Here is an 18,175-nt window from a genome sequence, read left to right as displayed (position 1 = left end):
GACTTAACTCACGCAGATTAAACCCTTTGAACCTGTGGCTGTCTGCGGCAAATAATGCTATTATTGACGACCCCATTTAAAACGTATCAATATGGCTATCGAGGTCTTATCGGCCTCTAGATATCAGTATAATTGATTGATAATAATCAATTATTTTATCGCTAGCTTATTTCTTTGATCGTACCAGTAAGAGTCTTCTATGGCATTTGTACATCTTGGCATTCACAGCGAATATTCCATCACCGATTCTATCGTGCGTATCAAACCGCTGGTAAAAGCTGCTGCGGCTGACAATCAGCGCGCGTTGGCATTGACCGATTTGTCCAATTTATATGCCACGGTGAAGTTTTATCGTGCCTGCTTAGGTGCGGGTATCAAGCCTATCATTGGCAGTGAAGTCATCATGGATAATGAAGACACACGCCTCACCCTACTCGCGATGAATAACGAGGGGTATCAAAATATTACCCGTATCGTATCGCTTGGGTTTACCGAAGGTCGTGCTGATCCTATCAATCATGGCACGCCGGTTATTAAGCGCAGTCATATCTTAGAGCATGCAGCAGGTGTGATTGTACTGCTCACCGAAAAGTCAGACGTGGGTCAAGCATTGGTCGGCTCGATGCCAGAAAAAGCCGATGAACTACTCACTGAGTGGCAGGCAAAATTTGATGATCGTTTGTACTTTGCGATCAAGCGTACCAATCGTTCAGGCGAAGATGCTTTTATTAGAGCAGCCATCCATTCAGGTGCCAAACATAACATCCCTATCATTGCGCATAATGACGTGCGTTTCTTAGAGCAGGATGATTTTGATGCTCATGAAGCCCGCGTTTGTATTGCAGGCTCTTATGTCCTTGCTGACCCAAACCGTCCGCAGACTTATTCGGATGAGCAGTATCTAAAAACCCAAGCTCAGATGGAGCAATTATTTGCTGATATTCCGCAGGTCATTGACAATACTTTGCGCCTCGCTACACGCTGCAATGTCACCCTAACGCTTGGTATTAACGTCCTACCTGATTTTCCTGTGCCTGAAGGCGAGACGATTGAATCGTTTTTCCGTGCCGAGTCACAACGCGGTCTTGAGCAGCGCTTAGACAAGCTGTTTCCTGTCGAGGCACGTACGGACAATTGGAACGATTTCCGTCAGAGATATGATGAACGCCTAGCATATGAGTTAGATATTATCTTATCTATGGGCTTCCCTGGTTACTTCCTAATCGTCATGGACTTTATCCGCTGGGCAAAAGCCAATGGCGTGCCAGTAGGCCCTGGACGTGGTTCTGGTGCAGGTTCATTGGTCGCCTATGCACTAAACATTACCGACCTTGACCCGATTCATTACGACCTACTGTTCGAGCGCTTCTTGAACCCTGAGCGTGTATCGATGCCCGATTTCGATATCGACTTTTGTATCGAAGGTCGTGACCGCGTCATTGATTATGTCGCGCAAACCTATGGCCGTGATGCCGTCTCACAGATTATTACCTTTGGTACGATGGCCGCAAAAGCGGTTGTGCGTGATGTGGCACGCGTACAAAGCAAATCATACTTTTTGGCCAATAAAATATCCAAACTGATTCCAAAAACGCCTGGCATCACACTGAGCCAAGCGCTTGAACAAGAGCCACAGCTCAAAGACTTGATCTCTAATCCTGATAATATGGATTATGAAGATGCCATCGAGATTTGGGAGATGGCGATTAAGCTTGAAGGCGTCTGTCGAAACGTCGGTAAACATGCCGGTGGTGTATTGATTGCTCCGCACAAGATCACTGACTTTAGCGCCATTTACTGTGATGATGAAGGTCACCGTGTCAGCCAGTTTGATAAAGACGATGTAGAAGCTGTCGGTTTGGTGAAGTTTGACTTTTTGGGTCTACGTAACTTAACCGTTATCAACGCTGCGGTTGAAAATATTAATTTGCGCCGTGCAAAAGAAAACGTACCTGCCTTAGTTTTAGAAGATTTGCCGTTAGATGACAGCAAAGCCTATAAACTGCTGCAAGATGCCAAAACCACGGCGGTCTTTCAGCTAGAAAGTATGGGCATGAAAAAGTATCTGGCTAAACTGCAACCGACCAATATCGAAGATGTCATCGCCATGTGTGCGCTGTATCGTCCCGGCCCACTCGATGCAGGCATGGTAGAGATGTATATCGACCGTAAGCATGGTCGCGAGGAAGTCATTTATGACCATCCCAATCTTGAGCCGATTTTAGAAAACACCAATGGCGTTATTGTCTATCAAGAACAGGTCATGCAAATCTCACAGGTGATGGCAGGCTATAGTTTGGGCGGTGCGGATATGCTACGCCGTGCGATGGGTAAAAAGAAACCTGAAGAGATGGCCAAGCAGCGCGATATTTTTGTCACTGGTGCCACCTCACAAGGCATTGATGAAGTCACGTCAGGCGGTGTATTTGACTTGATGGAAAAGTTCGCAGGTTACGGTTTTAACCGCTCGCATTCTGCGGCTTACGGGGTATTGGCTTATCAAACGGCTTATCTAAAGCAATACTACCCTGCCGAATTTATGGCAGCGGTCTTAACTTCAGATATGAACAACACCGACAACGTCGTGTTCTTTATCAATGACTGCCGTGAAAACTTTGGGTTGACCGTAGTCAATCCTTCGGTCAATCGTAGTGAGTGGCATTTCGTTGCCGATACTCCGACCAATATCATCTATGGTCTTGGCGCAATTAAAGGCGTGGGTGAAGGCGCGGTAGAGTCTATCGTAGATGCACGCCGCACGGATGGTCCTTTTAAAGACTTATATGACTTCTGCCGCCGTGTAGACATCAAAAAAGTCAATAAACGCACACTTGAAGCGTTGGTCAGCGCTGGCTGTTTTGATGACTTTGCCGCCACGCTACGACCTGACTTGCCAGCCGATGAAGCGTATGAGATTCGCGGCGCCTTGATGAGTCAATTGCCAAGCGCAGTACAGGCTGCTGAGCAAGATCGTCAAAACCGCGAAATCGGTATGATGGATTTGTTTGGTGAAATGGACGGTGTGGTCGCAGCGCCGCCGTTAGTCATGACGCCAGAACTCATTTGGGGTGACAAACACCGCCTAAAAGCTGAAAAAAACACCTTGGGACTGTACTTAACGGGACATCCAATCAATGAGTATTTGGATGAGTTGAAGCGCTATACCTCTGGTGCGCGTCTCGACAAATTAACTGATACTGGCTATAACGGCAGCTGCTATTTCTCAGGGCTTATTATAGATATTGCTAACTTTGGTAATCGCAACGTGATTACTTTGGATGATGGTACATCGAGACTCGAGGTCAGCTGTTATGCTGAGCGTTTTAATCGTGTCAAAGAACAGTTGAAAATCGATGAAGTCGTCATCATCAAAGGCAGCATCCGTGAGCGCGATGGACGTTTGTTTGCACGTCTTGATAGTGCCATGAGCATGGTAGATGCCAGACTACGTTGGCTCAAAAAAATCAGTATCAAAGTTCACGGTAGTGATATTAATTTGCTCACACGTTTACAGCCACTACTCAAATCAGCCCAAGCTGACATTATTCCCGAACCGCGTCTGGCTTATAACCAAGAGCAAGACGAGCAAGGTAGTGGCGGTAACAATGTCTACGATCCTGCAATGGGTGGCAGCTTGTATGATGAGAACGGTAATGATTTATTGGCATTAGAGAGCGACATGAACCATGATGCGGCCAATCAAAACGGTATGCCAGCCAGTTATGCCAATAACGCCCTGAGTAATACTGACGCTTCTATCAATGATAACTGTCTGCCACTTGGACTAAGCATTTATGAAGTCTATGGCATCGCAAATGTCGGACTGTCTGAGCACTGGCGCGTTTACCCAAATGACGACAACTTGCAGACATTAAAGACTTTGGTCAGTGAAGAGAACTTACATTTCCATTACAGCTAAGACGTACATTACGTTTTAGAAATTCATTATAGTAATCTTATTGCTTTAACTTTTATAAATTGGACAACCACCATGGATGACACTACAAATAATAATATGCTCGGACAAACTGATGAAGAAATTATCAATCATGAACAGTTCGAGGACATGCGTGACTTGCTTGAAGAAGACTTTGTTGATTTGATACAAGTATATTTTGCTGATAGTAAGCAAAGAGTTGCAGCGCTGCGAATTGCTCATCAAAAAGACGATAACGCCAATGGTTTTGAAACTGCTCATGCTTTAAAAGGCGCCAGCGCCAACTTAGGTACGACTCAATTAGTCCGTCTTAGCAGCCAGTTACAAGAATACTGCCGTGAGCGCCGTATCAATGAGCAAGCCGTCCTGATCGAAGAGATTGCCATTGCATTACACCGTGCTGAACAAGAAATCAATCAGAGACTGGGACAATAATGAGTAACGACGCTTCATTAGCCGTATCATCACATACAGTAAGCGACTATCTTGCTTGCCTACAAGTAGTAATGGTCAATACGACTTTGCCTGCCAATATTGGTTCGGCTGCCCGCGCGATGCATACTATGGGCTTATCTCGTCTAACGGTGGTCGATCCCAAATTACCAATTGACGAAACCAGTGTGTCTCATGCAGCGGGTGGCAGTGAGTTATTATCGTCAGCTTTGATTACACCCACTTTAGAATCTGCTATCTCTGGCTGTCAGTTGGTATTTGCTGCTAGCAGTCGTAGCCGTCATATGCCGCGCCCTGTCGTGACACCTACGCAAGCCGCTAAGATTATGTTTGACTTTATCGATGCACAGGCAGCTTTAGGTGCAGACGATAGTAATGCTGATACCTCATCTGCTGCTACTTCTAACAAACCAAATATTGCTATTTTATTTGGACGTGAAGACCGTGGATTAACCAATGAAGAATTGGCTTATGCCGATTATCACATTCAAATCGATGCCAATCCTGCTTACCCTGTGCTAAATGTCGCATCAGCGGTGCAAGTCATCGCCAGCTTTATCTTTGCTTATGCTCAAACGCACACTCAGACAGCTGATAGTTTAGATTTGGATACAAGCACAGATGCCCAATCGACAATCAATGTGAATTTGCGTCAGCAATGGGATGAGCCTGCTATTAATCAGCAGCAGCTGCAACAGCTTACTCAGCGCACCACTGACCTTATGGTGCAGCGTGGCCTAGCCAATAGCGAACATCTAAAGTCATTGCCATCGCGCTTGTCTAGACTTGGGTCACGCCTACAGCTTGATCAAAAAGAATATCAGCTATTAAGCGCTTTGATTGCTAAACTATCAAAAGACTAAAACAAGCCGTAGTTTATAAGCTTGCCTTTGTTTGACAGCTTTTTACTATATTTTGCGGTATAAAGCTGTTATAACTTGCAGAAGCTTAGCGAAAATATATATTCCTGATTATCCGAACTTTATGACCACAGATTAGAGACATCGCTGTTTTCGCGACGACACTCTACCGACGAATAGATAGGACGCTTTATGTCATTGCCATCCAAATTATTCAAATCACTTGTTACTATCAAGAATGATTTGAAAGAAGATATTGATGCAGTATTCACCCGAGATCCTGCGGCGCGTAATAGTCTGGAAGTTATCCTAACTTATCCGGGCATACATGCGCTTGTTTTGCATCGCGGGGCTCACTGCCTTTGGAACAATGAACAGAAACTAGCCGCTCGCGTGATCTCTTATGGCTCTCGCATCATGACAGGTATCGAAATTCACCCTGCTGCTAAGATTGGTAGACGCTTTTTTATCGATCATGGTGTTGGCGTCGTCATCGGTGAGACGGCTGAGATTGGTAACGATGTGACGCTATATCATGGTGTTACTTTGGGCGGTGTGTCTTGGAATAATGGCAAGCGTCACCCAACGCTAGAAGACGGCGTAACAGTCGGTGCTGGTGCAAAAGTTTTAGGTCCATTTACAGTCGGTAAAAACGCTAAAATCGGCTCAAATGCAGTGGTAGTCAAGCCAGTACCAGCAGGTGCTACGATGGTCGGCAGTGCCGCGCGTATGATCTCAGATCATCACGATGAAAAAGGCAATCCAATTGCCGAAAAATCACCAGATACTAAGTCACAAGAAAAAACAGCGACCTCAAAACAAGCGACGGCACGCGATACGGCATTTCAGGCTTATGGTATCGACCCAACCTCACAAGACCCTGTCGCAGAAGCCTTTGCTAAAATGCTTGAACACATTCAACAATCAGAAAATCGCCTCGATCAACTACAGTCAGCGATGTGCGATATTGATCCTAATTTTTGCAAAAAAGAATATGATAAGCTTTGTTTAGAAGATTTAGATGTGATTGGTCGTGCTGATATCAATGACGTAGATAACGAGCTGAAGTAACTACTAGAATTTCAGCAAAAGAAATAAAACTAAGGGGCGTACAATATATTGTACGCCCCTTAGTTTTATCTATTACAAAAATATCAGATGTAGTCAGTGTCAGTTAAAATAAATTAATTTACTATCTATCCACTTATCATCGACCTTATCTTAAAACGCTATTCAAACATCTAATCAGTAGATACGGCTAATTCCCTGACTCCCATTTCCTCATGCGCTTTAAACGGATAACGATCGGCCATGACAATCCAATCAGACATTGATTTAAATATCGAACCTTTGCTTAGGCTATTTTCTATAGTAGCCAATTTAATCATCAAAATATCAATATCCATCGTCACCTGCCGTACTTGATTCGGCTTAGTCTGTCGACATCTATCACAATCACCTTCAAGTGTTTTGAAGGTTTGCTGTAGTTGCTGCAGGCTTATCGGTGTGGTCAATGTTAGATGGACACACTGATTGGTATAGTCAGGCTTTGGTTGTTCCAATGTTGCAGTAAAATCAGGGTTTTGAAAAGCAGTAGACAATCGCACCTCACCTAGCGCTGCCAAGCGTTGCCGAGCAAGCGGTAGATACTTGTCGGCTTGATAATTACTACCTAGCGCTAACATTACCTCTACCACAGGCTGCGCTTGCACAATCTCAGGTGCGCATTGTTTTAACGTTGCCAAATTCAAATCCACTGACGTTTTATGCATCATCAGCTTGGCTAACGTTAACTTCTTTGGTAGCTTCTTTAGTAGCTGGCTCGTTGGTTGATGCTGGCGCATAGCGCGTTATTTGCACCCCTACCGTATCCGCTTGAGCAATAGCGGTAGGCTTAGCAATGCTCAACGTTATTTTTTGACAGTCATATTTTGCAAATATCTTATCAGAGATCTGATCTGCCAAATGCTCAAGCAGCTTTGCTTGAATCTCTTTGCACCACTCGCTCACATCATCGCAGACTTCTTTATAACTCAGGGCATCGCTGACATCATCTGACACAGCAGCACGGCTAATGTCAGTCTCAAGCGCGATATCAATGAGTAATGGCTGAGTAATGGCTCGCTCCCAATCAAACACACCGATTACTGCATCGACTTTTAGACCTTTTATAAATACTACATCAGACTGAGTATGAAACATGCTTTCATCCTTGTTTGCTAATTTTTTTCGTGTTTTTAATATTTACTTAACTGATTTTAGCGCTTCTTCACGTAGGCGCGCCGCTTTTAACACTTTACTTGGACGATGGCGCCACAGGTCGATGCTGAATAATAGCAGACCTAACCAAATCAAACCAAATACTGCTAAACGATGTAAATCGAATGGTTCTTTATAATAGAACACTGCCAAAAAGAAAATGAAGGTCGGCGTCAGATAATTCATAAAGCTCAGAATACTGTATGCCACGAGCTTGGTAGATTTATTGAATAATAAAAGCGGTATTAGCGTAATCGGACCTGCGATCATGAGCAGCCAAATATTTGAGCTAAACCAAAAGCTCAGTTGATGACTTGCCACATCAGACTGCCAAAACCACCACAGACATAACGGTACTAACATCGCAGTCTCGACAAACATAGCATCAACAGCAGTCAATGGCGTTTGTCGTTGAATCGTCCCGTAGGTACTGAAACTAAATGCCAAAATCAACGATATCCACGGCAGACTACCAAGCATCACCACTTGAATGATGACAGACAGCAGTGCAAATCCAATAGCGACCCATTGTAGCGTGCGCAAACGCTCTTTGAACAAGATCATGGATAGCGCAACGCCGACCAATGGCCCGATAAAGTAACCCAAACTGGCCTCAAGAATACGATCATGATTGACCGCCCATACATAGGTCAGCCAGTTGGTGGCAATAATTAAACCAGACAAAAAGGTGAATACAATCCATCTTGGATTTTGCTTTAAGGTGTCAATCCACTGCCAGCGCTTGGTCACTACCAGCAGCACCAGCAAACATAAAAATGTCCAAATAATGCGATGGCCAATAATTTCAGTGGCATCGTATTCAGATAACTGCTTGAAATACAATGGAAACCCGCCCCATATAAAAAAGGCAATGAGCGCAGTAATAATGCCACGTCTAGTTGTGGTTATCGGGGCAACGGGGTTTTTGATGACATTTTGGGTAGTCATAATATAGGACAACTTTTTAGAGCAAAGCGCACTCTCACCTAATTCTAATTATTATTGTCAATTGAATCGTGAAAGCGCAGGGTTACTACAGTGAGATTATAAGATAAAAAGCAATGTACTCATGCCAATAATGACATGAGTACATTGCTAACGATGTTAGATTAAATCTTTAAGAGTTAATGATAGCTTAGCGACTTACTCAGCCCCAGTATCCACTTGGATAGACATACCGATTTGGTTGGCAAGTTCAGCAAATCCTGGGAAGCTGGTATTAACCGTTTCAACCCCTTCAATGGTAATTTGCTGGGATGCACGCAGACTGGCTACAGAGAAGCTCATTGCAATACGATGATCATGATGCGAGACAATATAACCGCCACCAAAGACAGGTTGGCTATTATTTATGTCGCCGTTTTCAGTAGCAGCGCCTTTACCTTCGATAATCAGACCATCATCAGTTACAGTACAATCAATATCAAGTGTATGTAACCCTTCTGCCATCACAGCGATACGGTCTGATTCTTTGACACGCAGCTCTTTAGCACCAGTCAATACCGTACGACCTTGTGCACAGCTAGCTGCGATAAACAGCACAGGAAATTCATCAATCGCCAGTGGTACAAGATGCTCTGGTATCTCAATACCGACTAGGTTTGAGCTGCGAATTGTAATATCAGCAACTGGCTCGCCGCCCACATGTGTCTCATTGCTTAGGCTAATATCTGCATTCATTAATTTTAGAATATCAATGATGCCAGTACGCGTAGGGTTGATACCTACTTGGGTCAAGGTCAGCTCGCTGTCTTGACTGATAGCTGCTGTCACCATAAAAAACGCTGCAGATGAGATATCAGCAGGAACCGCGATATCGCCGCCTGTTAGTGTGCCGCCACCAGTGACACTGATACGATTGCCTTCTACGGTTACCGGATAACCAAAGGCTGATAGCATACGCTCAGTATGGTCACGGCTGATCTCAGGTTGTGTGACCGTTGTCGTACCCTCGGCCCATAGACCTGCTAGTAGCAAGCAAGACTTTACCTGAGCTGAAGCGACTGGCATATCATACTCAGTGCCTTGTAATGGCTTACCAGCTGTATCACGACCAGTGATACTAAGCGGCGCAGTACCACTATGACCAGTGCTCTGAATCACAGCTCCCATCGTGCGTAGCGGTGCCGCCACGCGCTCCATTGGGCGTTTATTCAAGCTAGTATCACCTGTCAGCACGCTATCAAATGATTGCGCTGCCAAGATACCTGACAGCAGACGCATACTGGTGCCAGAGTTACCCATGTACAGTGGCGTTTTGCTAGGTTTTAAACCATTCATACCGACGCCATGAATGGTCAAGTTGCCATTGTCAGGGCCTTCGATAGTCACACCCATATCACGGAATGCTTGTAGCGTTGCTAGCGCATCTTCCCCTTCCAAAAACCCAGTCACATTTGTCACGCCTGTGGCAAGACTGCCGAGCATAATGCTGCGATGCGAGATAGATTTGTCACCAGGAATCGCGATGGTGCCAGAAACAGTATTGCTAGGGGTAATATTATAAGAAGCTGACATAGCAGAAGTATCCGTATAAGGGGTGCTGGCTAACATATGGCCGAAATGTCGCCGTGCGGCTTGCGCGCGGCCCAAAAGTCCCATCAGGGCAGTTGAATCTTTATCAATGATAAGCTGGCGCATGGTCTGTAAATAGACACCATACTCATCAAGAGCGCTGACAATCGCGCTTTGGTTGGCAAAAAATATATCATGCCACATTTTAGGGTCACTGGCAGCGATACGCGTAAAATCGCGGAACCCACCAGCGGCATAACGAAACATATCTAAATTATCATCATGGCTTGCCAGTTGCTCAACCAAATTAAAGGCAAGCAAATGTGGCAAATGGCTGGTGTGCGCTAATATGCGGTCATGATGCTCAGCATCCATTGACATGACATTTGCGCCTACTGATTCCCATAATAGTCGCAACTTTACAATAGCAGTTGCACTGGTTGTCGGTAGCTCGCAAATAATGACGCTATGATTGACAAATAAACTGGCGCGGCGCGCATGATACCCTGAATTTTCAGCCCCAGCAATTGGATGCGCTGGCACTAATCCTATCGGCAGCGAACCGAACACTACTTTAGCGGCATCAATGATATTGACCTTAGTACTACAGACATCCGTCATGATGCAGTCACTGGCAAGCTGTCCATTATCCATCGCTTGCTTGATATCAATGAACACTGCTTGAACTGCCTGTACTGGCACTGCAATAATAATTAAATCACTGCCAGCGATGACGTCCTGTAAGTTTGCACTGCCTGCATCTAGCAGACCATGCTCAATAGCTTCTGTGATACTTGGCGCATGTCTATCGACTGCTACCAGACGCGCGCTTAAGCCATTATCTTTAATAGCTTGCGCAAAACTGGCACCAATCAGCCCAAGTCCAATCACACAAACTTGTTTAAATATAGGTGGCGTAGTATTTAGAGACGATTGAAGTTTATTGTTTTTCTGACTACTCACGGTTTTTCTCGTTGGACACACTAAGACATAGATAGAGCCAGTCTTAGTGTTATAAATTTTAATGGCTAATTAAGAACAGTTTTTAAATTACAAAGCACTTATGGACGCGCTTAGTCTTCAGTCAAAATAGAACGTAAAGTATCAATCAAACGTAGGTTGTCTTCAGCCACACCTACTGTGATACGCAGCCAGTTAGGTAGTCCATAAGCATCCAACGGACGGACGATAACGCCTTGTTCAAGTAGTGCCTGATGAATCGAAGCAGCGGTTATATCTTCCATCTCAACCTGCACTTCGACCATAATAAAATTGGCATGCGACTTCACAAAACCCAATCCTAGCGCGTCAAACTGCTTTTCTAACCAACGCATTTGCTCATCGTTTATCAGACGAGTTTTTTCGATAAAGTCTTGATCGGCAAGTGCAGCAGCAGCAGCAGCCAAACCGACACGGCTAACGTTAAATGGCTGACGAATTCGGTTTAGTAAATCCGCCACTGCCACCGAGCTTAGAGCATAACCGACGCGTAAACCTGCTAGCCCATAAGCTTTAGAAAAAGTGCGCACAATAATGACATTATCGAACTCATCTAATAGTGCGCGGTTGTTACTCTCAGGACTATACTCGATATAAGCTTCATCTAGTACCACCAAGACTGAGCTTGGCACACTGGCAACGAACTGATACAGCTCTTTTTGCTCTAGCTGCGTACCCGTTGGATTATTCGGATTGGCAATAAAGACGATTTTGGTATTCGGATTATCTTGAACCGCTTGGCTCATGGCTTTTAGATTATGGCCAAAGCGCTGAGCAGGCACTTCAATGCCCGTGGCACCTTGCATCTTCGCTAGCATGGGATATACCACAAAAGCATACTGGCTATAGACGATGGCATCACCAGCACCCACAAAGCTGCGTGCTAAAATATCTAGCAAATCATCAGAGCCATTACCTAAGGTAATTTGATTGGCATTGACATCGTTAAAATCAGCCAGCGCTTGCTTTAGATAGTAACCATTGCCATCAGGATAACGTGACAACTGCCCTAGCTGCTCAGTCACTGCTAGCGTCACTCGTGGTGAGCATCCCATTGGATTCTCATTGCTAGCCAGCTTGACCACGTCTGAGACACCATACTCACGTGTCAGCTCTTCAATTGGCTTACCGGTTTGATAAGGTGCCAATGCCAAAATACTGTCGTAAGCTGGCGTTAACGGCGATAGATCTGACGCGGTCAATTGAGTAGTCTGCATGGTTTATCCTTAGATGGTGTCTGTAAATGCTTTGTTTGAATGCTATCTGCAAAAGCTAAGACCCATCTATTATGTATGAATACCTGTGAGTAAGCCTATAGTTGTCTATAGGTAGTCGTCTATAGGACAGCTTTTGGATATGAGCCTAATATGCGCAAATCTTTGACCAATGGACGAATATCATTGATGGCAGCGCTAACGTTTGGATCATTAACATGACCATTCATATCGATAAAGAATACGTATGCCCATTTGTTAGGACGCTCAGGACGCGTTTCAATACTGGTCATCGATACGCCATGATATGACAAAGGTTTCAAGATTTCGATCAGTGCGCCTGCTTTGTCGTGAGCGGAGACGACGATAGAAGTTTTGTCTTGGCCAGATGGCGCAATTGCTTCATGACCGATAATAAGGAAGCGTGTGGTGTTACTTGGATTGTCTTCAATGTTCGAATAAAGCTTATGCAAGCCATACTCTGCAACAGCGACATCACCTGCAATCGCAGCTGAATGCCATTCGTTTTTAAGGCGGCGAGCGGCTTCACCATTGCTTGATACTGCAACGCGTTCAACATTAGGGAAGTTTACATCTAGCCAATGACGGCACTGAGCAAGCGACTGCTGATGCGAATAAATACGGCTCAAGCCATCAATCTTGGTATGCTCAGCAACCAAGAAGTTTTGATGAATTGGCAGTTCAACTTCGCCTATAATCTTCAAAGTAGAAGATAAGAAACCATCTAGAGTATGGTTGACGACGCCTTCTGAAGAGTTCTCAACAGGGACCACGCCATACATCGCTGTCCCCGCTTCGACTTCGCGGAACACATCAGTAATGGTTGTCATTGGCACGGTATCCGCGGCTTTACCAAAGTGCTTGAGCGCAGCGGCATGCGTGAAAGTACCGACAGGGCCCAAGAAGGCAATACGCTGCGGCGCTTCTAAATCTAAGCATACTGACATGATTTCACGAAATAAACGCGCCATTTTCTCATCAGCAATGGGACCTGCATTACGCTCCATGACAGCTTTTAGTACCTGTGCTTCACGCTCAGGGCGGTAAAAGATAGGATTGCTATTATCATCAGCAGCGGTATGATTTTTCTTTACCATGGCTACTTGCTGAGCTAACTTTGCACGATTATTGATTAACGTTTGGATCTCACAGTCTACTGCGTCAATATTTTGGCGAATATTGTCTAAAAACTCTTTTTCAGTTGCGGTATCGCTAGCGCCTGTAGTGGTTTGATTTAGATTATCCATTGTTTGCTCTGGTGACTGCTCGCTCATTACCGCCCATCCTTTTTAGATTTTATCGCTGTTAGATATTACTATTATTTAAATATCGCTATTACATTGCTATTACTTAGGTAGCTCTATTGCCAAATCTGACTGTTTTCTGTTTTTAGTTAAAGGCTAAGCCTGATAATAGAAACTATATTCAAAATCAACCTCAAAACAGTCTATCAAAAACACCTTATATTGCTAGTGCCATTTAGCGTTAATGCTATATTTACTGCCAAATACAGCAGCTTGATACATAGCCGGCTCTACTATAGCAAAAACTAAGGTCAGTGCCCATTCGTAAATGCGTATAAATATACCAACTGTTATTAATATTAGCACAGTTGAGCCAGATAACAGTGACGCATAGCATAACTATGAGGCAACACCTGCCCAAAACTGTGTTACAGTTCCAGTTCAGCTCCCTACCCTGTTATATATAAGAGGAGCATCATGTGATTAATAAGAAAAAGGATACCTGATGAGCGCATTACAACAGCTACGTACTATGACCACGATTGTTGCTGATACTGGTGACCTTGCCGCTATTGCCCGTTTAAAACCTATCGATGCAACCACCAACCCAAGCCTTATTACCAAGGCTCTGATTCATCCTGATAACCAAGGTATGCTGTCAGAGACCATGAGTCGTCACAATGGTGACGTGGATGCCGTGATCGATGCGCTGACCATTCAGGTTGGCTGCGATATTTTAGAGCTGATTGAAGGCCGAGTCTCTACCGAAGTGGACGCTCGCTTATCTTATGATACTCAAGCGACGATAGATAAGGCACTGGCCTTTATGGATGCTTACCAAAAAGCGGGCGTCGATTCAGAGCGAGTATTGATCAAAATGGCGGCAACTTGGCAAGGTATCGAGGCGGCGCGCTATCTTGAGACTCAAAATATCCACTGCAACCTGACCTTACTGTTTGGACAACACCAAGCGATTGCCTGTGCAGATGCTGGCGTGACCCTGATATCACCTTTCGTTGGCCGTATTTTAGACTGGCAAAAACGTCAACAAAGCCGTCAAAACGTACCGGCTTCTGATGACATGGGCGTACAGTCAGTCAAGCTCATTTATCAGTATTACAAGCAGCACGGTTACGAGACGCAAGTAATGGGCGCCAGTTTCCGCTCTACCGAGCAGATTTTGGCATTGGCAGGTTGTGACTTGTTGACGATAGCTCCCAACCTCATTGACGAGTTGGCAGCCATGGATACCGAGGTAACTCGCCAACTGTCTCCAAGCATGTCGATGGATATGAAGGCGATGACTCAAGTAAGCTTAACGCACGAAGAGTTTAGTGCGGCGTATCAGCAAGACAAGGTTACACAGGACTTGTTACCTAAAGGTATTGATGGTTTTATTGGGGCGCGTGACGAGCTGGCTAAGACATTAGCAGCCATTCGCGGACAATAATAGCCACACGACAGAGCACGACGGATACTGAGCTAGCACAAAAGATATTTGCCTACTAATAGTAAGTTGGCTATCATTACCTACTTCAAATGACAAGAAGCAAGGCTTATATGAAACGGCTATCAATATTATTGGCAGGCAGTGCTTTAGCGATCAGCGCCCAGGCAGTTAACTGGGTAGAGGTGTCCGAGAGCAGCTCTGGATCAATTTTTAGTATAGATTTGGATTCTATTGAAAGCTCTGACATCAGTATCATAGATGAAAAAGACGTTGAAAATATCACAGTATCTATCCTTAGAACCTATCCTAAAGACAAAGATGCCGATAAAGATGACTCGAAGGAAGGAAAAAGCAATATTGACCATAGTGAGCAGCAACTACTCATTTCATGTAAAGATGCCAGTTACTATAGACGAGCCTTTGTTAACTACGATGCTGAAGGCAAAGTAACCAAGTCATGGCAGTCAGAAAAACCAATATTGACCACAAAAGACTTTAAAGTCACCACCCCAAAGACAGTCGGTCGTACGGTGATAGAGCAGTCTTGTAAGGACTATGAACAAGACGAAGAGCAATAAATACAGCCTACTCAACACAGTACTAAAAAACATTAATACAGTATCGAAAAAGCGCCCTGACATAGTATCAGGGCGCTTTTTATTTGGAGAATCGTTTAGCTATATCGACAATACGACGTGTCTAGTAGTCAAAAACATAGCAATTCATTTTAAGCTTTTAGTACCGTATAAACAGGTACTGGGAACTCGCCATGCAAGTCGACCAAGTCCAATAACACTAGCGCGCCGACCACAGTATGGTCAGCTGATTGACATAGCTCGTAAGCAGTAGTCAACGTACCACCAGTTGCCAAGATATCATCGACCAATAGTACACGCTCAGGTGGTAGATTGTTTTGCATCTCAAGCGTGTCTTTACCATACTCAAGTGCATAGGCTTTGTTGGCAACAGGCGGCGGCAGCTTACCTGGTTTACGTAGCAAGATCATGCCTTTGCCCAGACGGCCTGCTAGCATGCTGGCAAAGACAAAGCCGCGCGCTTCTACTGCACCCAGACAATCTACCTCGTCCATAAGCCCTTCTGGCAAAGCGGCAAGTAGCGCATCGATGACAGCGTCAATATGACTGCGTAGTAACGGGGTAATGTCATAAAAATCAATGCCAGCTTTTGGAAAGTCTGGTACTGTGCGAATAATCTGCCAAAACGGATGGTCAGTATTGAGCACATGAGACGTCTCATTGTTGGTGGCGGATGTGGCGGCGGCATTGGTACTCATGATGACCCTTAGCTTATGTATTTAGATGGTTTAGTTAGTTTAGATAAGACAACAGCTGGATGATATATCAGCGATAAATGCTAAGCATTACTGTGAATTTAGCGGCGATTATTATAGCATAATTGGTTTTCGTGTGGCGGGCTGGCGTCCAGTCTTGTTATTAAGCGCTAATAAGGTAACGTATGTGATTGACTTGATAAAAGAAAAGTCATCTCAATATACAAGTGTAAACTTAACTATGAAAATTGCGGTTATATGCTAAACTACGTGCGTTTTTGCAGTCTAATATAATAGCTGTAATATTAAAAATGAGCGTTTATAGCACGCTGTAACTGTAATACTGGTAATGATCGATAGGACTATTTATGAAACGTTATGAATGTATTGTCTGCGGCTGGATATATGATGAGGCGCTTGGCTGCCCAGAAGAAGGTATCGCACCTGGTACTAAGTGGGAAGACATCCCTGATGACTGGACTTGCCCTGAGTGCGGTGTCGGCAAGCTTGATTTTGAGATGCTTGAGCTGTAGTAGATGACCCTCTAATTAGGACACTTCATGACAAAATCAAATGACATCAATAGTGCCAAATTGCCTGAAACGCTAGATAACAATCTAGAAGATCATCTGAATAACTACCCTACTCCTGAGTGGCGCAAGTTTGGGGAGCATCAATGGCGCGACTCTGACTTGAGTAAGCACCTTCGTCAAGCAATGATTGACATCGGTGATGGTATTGAGTTGTGTGTCGAAGCTGGCGGTAATCCCAATAATCCGCCACTGCTGATGATCATGGGGCTAGGATCACAAATGATATTTTGGCCAGACAATTTTATTAAGCGCTTTATCGATGCTGGTTTTTTTGTGATTCGTTTTGATAATCGAGATATCGGCTTGTCTTCTAAAGTACAGATAGAAGGCTTGCCGCGTATTAGCCAGCTCAAAATGATGGTTCGTCTACAGACAGGGCTGTCTAACAAAAGCACACAGGTTGCTTATAACTTGACGGACATGGCTGAAGACACCGCACGTTTGATTAAAGCACTAAAGCTTGGTAAGACACACCTGCTTGGGGCTTCGATGGGCGGTATGATTGCACAAATCGTGGCGGCACGTTATCCAAGCTTAGTGCAGCGAATGGCGCTTATGTTTACCACGACCAATCGTGCGTTTTTGAAGCCGCCAAAGCCCAAACAGCTATACACCCTTATCAATCGTCCAGAGAGCCACTCTGAGCGTGATATCGTGCGTCATAGTGTTTGGTTTATGAAGACCGTTGGTACACCAGGTCATGTGAATGTGCGTATGGTCCGTGAAATCGCTAAGATTCGCTATCAGCGCAACTTCCACCCGCTTGGTACGGTGCAGCAGCTCAATGCTATCTTGGCATCAGGCTCTATCAGTCGATTTAGTAAGCAAGTCAAAGCACCAACGATTGTATTACATGGTAGCGCTGACGGACTCCTGCCTGCCTCGCAGGGCCGAGTCGTTGCCAAGACCATCCCTAATGCTACGTTCCATCTCATCGAGGGCATGGCACACGATATTCCAGAGTATTATCAGCCTTATATGGTTGACTTAATCAGCAATCATTTATCGAGCAAATAGCTTTAAAAGACTAGGCCGTGTCTTCGATTCAATCGATAGTTATCCAAAGTCATCCAAATGAGCTAAAAGTATCAGTGTTAAAAAAAGAGTGTAAAACCTAGCGAAAAATCACAGGTTTTACACTCTTTTTTATTGCCTATTTAATCCTAGCGCGTGTCCTCAATTCAATCGATAGTTATCTAAATGGGTTAAAAATGGCTAAATCTTGCCAAATGGCTTCGAATAGCTGACTAATATCTCGATATTATCTGCGCTATTTTCCTTGTTTGACTGCGATTTATCTCATTTTTATCACCATTTTTAAAATGAGGACACGCCCTAGT

15 protein-coding genes are annotated in these 18,175 nt (G+C 44.5%); 8 read left to right on the top strand and 7 right to left on the bottom strand.

Annotation, left to right across the window (positions count from 1 at the left end; translation table 11 throughout):
- Positions 1–199 precede the first annotated feature (199 nt).
- The 4 genes from dnaE to cysE all read left to right on the top strand — a co-directional run bounded on the left by dnaE (position 200) and on the right by cysE (position 6,321).
- A complete protein-coding gene (gene dnaE / locus ACQKCP_RS02555) occupies positions 200–3,919 on the top strand; it encodes a DNA polymerase III subunit alpha (RefSeq protein ID WP_427611150.1) in 3,720 nt (1,239 codons plus the stop codon).
- 72 nt (positions 3,920–3,991) lie between these two features.
- Positions 3,992–4,372, top strand: a complete 381-nt coding sequence (locus ACQKCP_RS02550; protein ID WP_057759831.1) for an Hpt domain-containing protein — start codon at positions 3,992–3,994, stop codon at positions 4,370–4,372.
- Complete coding sequence (locus tag ACQKCP_RS02545; protein ID WP_427611149.1) at positions 4,372–5,253, top strand: RNA methyltransferase; 882 nt, start codon at positions 4,372–4,374, stop codon at positions 5,251–5,253. The genes ACQKCP_RS02550 and ACQKCP_RS02545 overlap by 1 nt, the downstream gene beginning before the upstream one ends.
- A 189-nt stretch (positions 5,254–5,442) precedes the next feature.
- Positions 5,443–6,321 (top strand): serine O-acetyltransferase, encoded by an 879-nt coding sequence (gene cysE, locus ACQKCP_RS02540; protein ID WP_427611148.1) that lies wholly within the window; start codon positions 5,443–5,445, stop codon positions 6,319–6,321.
- Positions 6,322–6,491: 170 nt separating this feature from the next.
- On the opposite strand, the gene ACQKCP_RS02535 is transcribed toward cysE, so the two are convergent.
- From ACQKCP_RS02535 to pheA, 6 genes are all read right to left on the bottom strand, one after another.
- On the bottom strand, positions 6,492–7,094 hold the full coding sequence (locus ACQKCP_RS02535; protein WP_427611147.1) for a 2-amino-4-hydroxy-6-hydroxymethyldihydropteridine diphosphokinase: 603 nt from the start codon (positions 7,092–7,094) through the stop codon (positions 6,492–6,494).
- On the bottom strand, positions 7,015–7,452 hold the full coding sequence (folB, locus tag ACQKCP_RS02530; RefSeq protein ID WP_427611146.1) for a dihydroneopterin aldolase: 438 nt from the start codon (positions 7,450–7,452) through the stop codon (positions 7,015–7,017). Before folB ends, ACQKCP_RS02535 begins: the two co-directional genes overlap by 80 nt.
- Positions 7,453–7,494: 42 nt before the next feature.
- Complete coding sequence (rarD, locus tag ACQKCP_RS02525) at positions 7,495–8,457, bottom strand: EamA family transporter RarD (RefSeq protein WP_427611145.1); 963 nt, start codon at positions 8,455–8,457, stop codon at positions 7,495–7,497.
- Positions 8,458–8,652: 195 nt separating this feature from the next.
- Positions 8,653–10,986 carry a bifunctional prephenate dehydrogenase/3-phosphoshikimate 1-carboxyvinyltransferase gene (locus tag ACQKCP_RS02520; protein WP_427611144.1) on the bottom strand — a complete coding sequence of 778 codons (2,334 nt, stop codon included), beginning with the start codon at positions 10,984–10,986 and terminating at the stop codon, positions 8,653–8,655.
- Positions 10,987–11,096: 110 nt separating this feature from the next.
- A complete protein-coding gene (gene hisC / locus ACQKCP_RS02515) occupies positions 11,097–12,239 on the bottom strand; it encodes a histidinol-phosphate transaminase (RefSeq protein WP_427611143.1) in 1,143 nt (380 codons plus the stop codon).
- Positions 12,240–12,358: 119 nt separating this feature from the next.
- A complete protein-coding gene (pheA, locus tag ACQKCP_RS02510; protein WP_102092477.1) occupies positions 12,359–13,531 on the bottom strand; it encodes a prephenate dehydratase in 1,173 nt (390 codons plus the stop codon).
- Positions 13,532–14,006: 475 nt separating this feature from the next.
- On the opposite strand from pheA, the gene ACQKCP_RS02505 reads away from it, so the two are divergent.
- Both ACQKCP_RS02505 and ACQKCP_RS02500 read left to right on the top strand, forming a co-directional pair.
- On the top strand, positions 14,007–14,951 hold the full coding sequence (locus ACQKCP_RS02505; protein ID WP_102092478.1) for a transaldolase: 945 nt from the start codon (positions 14,007–14,009) through the stop codon (positions 14,949–14,951).
- Positions 14,952–15,061: 110 nt separating this feature from the next.
- Positions 15,062–15,529 carry a hypothetical protein gene (locus tag ACQKCP_RS02500; RefSeq protein WP_427611142.1) on the top strand — a complete coding sequence of 156 codons (468 nt, stop codon included), beginning with the start codon at positions 15,062–15,064 and terminating at the stop codon, positions 15,527–15,529.
- Positions 15,530–15,678: 149 nt separating this feature from the next.
- Here ACQKCP_RS02500 and ACQKCP_RS02495 read toward each other — a convergent pair whose 3' ends face one another.
- The gene (locus tag ACQKCP_RS02495; RefSeq protein ID WP_057759806.1) at positions 15,679–16,245 is read right to left on the bottom strand and encodes an adenine phosphoribosyltransferase; all 567 of its coding nucleotides are present in this window, start codon (positions 16,243–16,245) and stop codon (positions 15,679–15,681) included.
- Between the two features lie 365 nt (positions 16,246–16,610).
- Here ACQKCP_RS02495 and ACQKCP_RS02490 point away from each other — a divergent pair, with 365 nt between their 5' ends.
- Positions 16,611–16,775 (top strand): rubredoxin, encoded by a 165-nt coding sequence (locus tag ACQKCP_RS02490; RefSeq protein ID WP_057759803.1) that lies wholly within the window; start codon positions 16,611–16,613, stop codon positions 16,773–16,775.
- A gap of 27 nt (positions 16,776–16,802) precedes the next feature.
- Positions 16,803–17,852, top strand: a complete 1,050-nt coding sequence (locus ACQKCP_RS02485; protein WP_102092481.1) for an alpha/beta fold hydrolase — start codon at positions 16,803–16,805, stop codon at positions 17,850–17,852.
- The last annotated feature ends 323 nt before the right edge of the window (positions 17,853–18,175 follow it).

Origin of the sequence: Psychrobacter sp. NPDC078631 (assembly GCF_050268165.1) — a bacterium.
Lineage (GTDB): Bacteria > Pseudomonadota > Gammaproteobacteria > Pseudomonadales > Moraxellaceae > Psychrobacter.
Note: the sequence above shows the minus strand (reverse complement) of the source record. Positions and strands in the feature narration are given on the sequence as shown.

Bases quoted from the DNA above. Each gene is read 5' to 3' on its own strand.
- dnaE (WP_427611150.1), top strand. From the start codon at position 200: ATGGCATTTGTACATCTTGGCATTCACAGCGAATATTCCATCACCGAT.
- ACQKCP_RS02550 (WP_057759831.1), top strand. From the start codon at position 3,992: ATGGATGACACTACAAATAATAATATGCTCGGACAAACTGATGAAGAA.
- ACQKCP_RS02545 (WP_427611149.1), top strand. From the start codon at position 4,372: ATGAGTAACGACGCTTCATTAGCCGTATCATCACATACAGTAAGCGAC.
- cysE (WP_427611148.1), top strand. From the start codon at position 5,443: ATGTCATTGCCATCCAAATTATTCAAATCACTTGTTACTATCAAGAAT.
- ACQKCP_RS02535 (WP_427611147.1), bottom strand. From the start codon at position 7,094: ATGCGCCAGCATCAACCAACGAGCCAGCTACTAAAGAAGCTACCAAAG.
- folB (WP_427611146.1), bottom strand. From the start codon at position 7,452: ATGTTTCATACTCAGTCTGATGTAGTATTTATAAAAGGTCTAAAAGTC.
- rarD (WP_427611145.1), bottom strand. From the start codon at position 8,457: ATGACTACCCAAAATGTCATCAAAAACCCCGTTGCCCCGATAACCACA.
- hisC (WP_427611143.1), bottom strand. From the start codon at position 12,239: ATGCAGACTACTCAATTGACCGCGTCAGATCTATCGCCGTTAACGCCA.
- pheA (WP_102092477.1), bottom strand. From the start codon at position 13,531: ATGAGCGAGCAGTCACCAGAGCAAACAATGGATAATCTAAATCAAACC.
- ACQKCP_RS02505 (WP_102092478.1), top strand. From the start codon at position 14,007: ATGAGCGCATTACAACAGCTACGTACTATGACCACGATTGTTGCTGAT.
- ACQKCP_RS02500 (WP_427611142.1), top strand. From the start codon at position 15,062: ATGAAACGGCTATCAATATTATTGGCAGGCAGTGCTTTAGCGATCAGC.
- ACQKCP_RS02495 (WP_057759806.1), bottom strand. From the start codon at position 16,245: ATGAGTACCAATGCCGCCGCCACATCCGCCACCAACAATGAGACGTCT.
- ACQKCP_RS02490 (WP_057759803.1), top strand. From the start codon at position 16,611: ATGAAACGTTATGAATGTATTGTCTGCGGCTGGATATATGATGAGGCG.
- ACQKCP_RS02485 (WP_102092481.1), top strand. From the start codon at position 16,803: ATGACAAAATCAAATGACATCAATAGTGCCAAATTGCCTGAAACGCTA.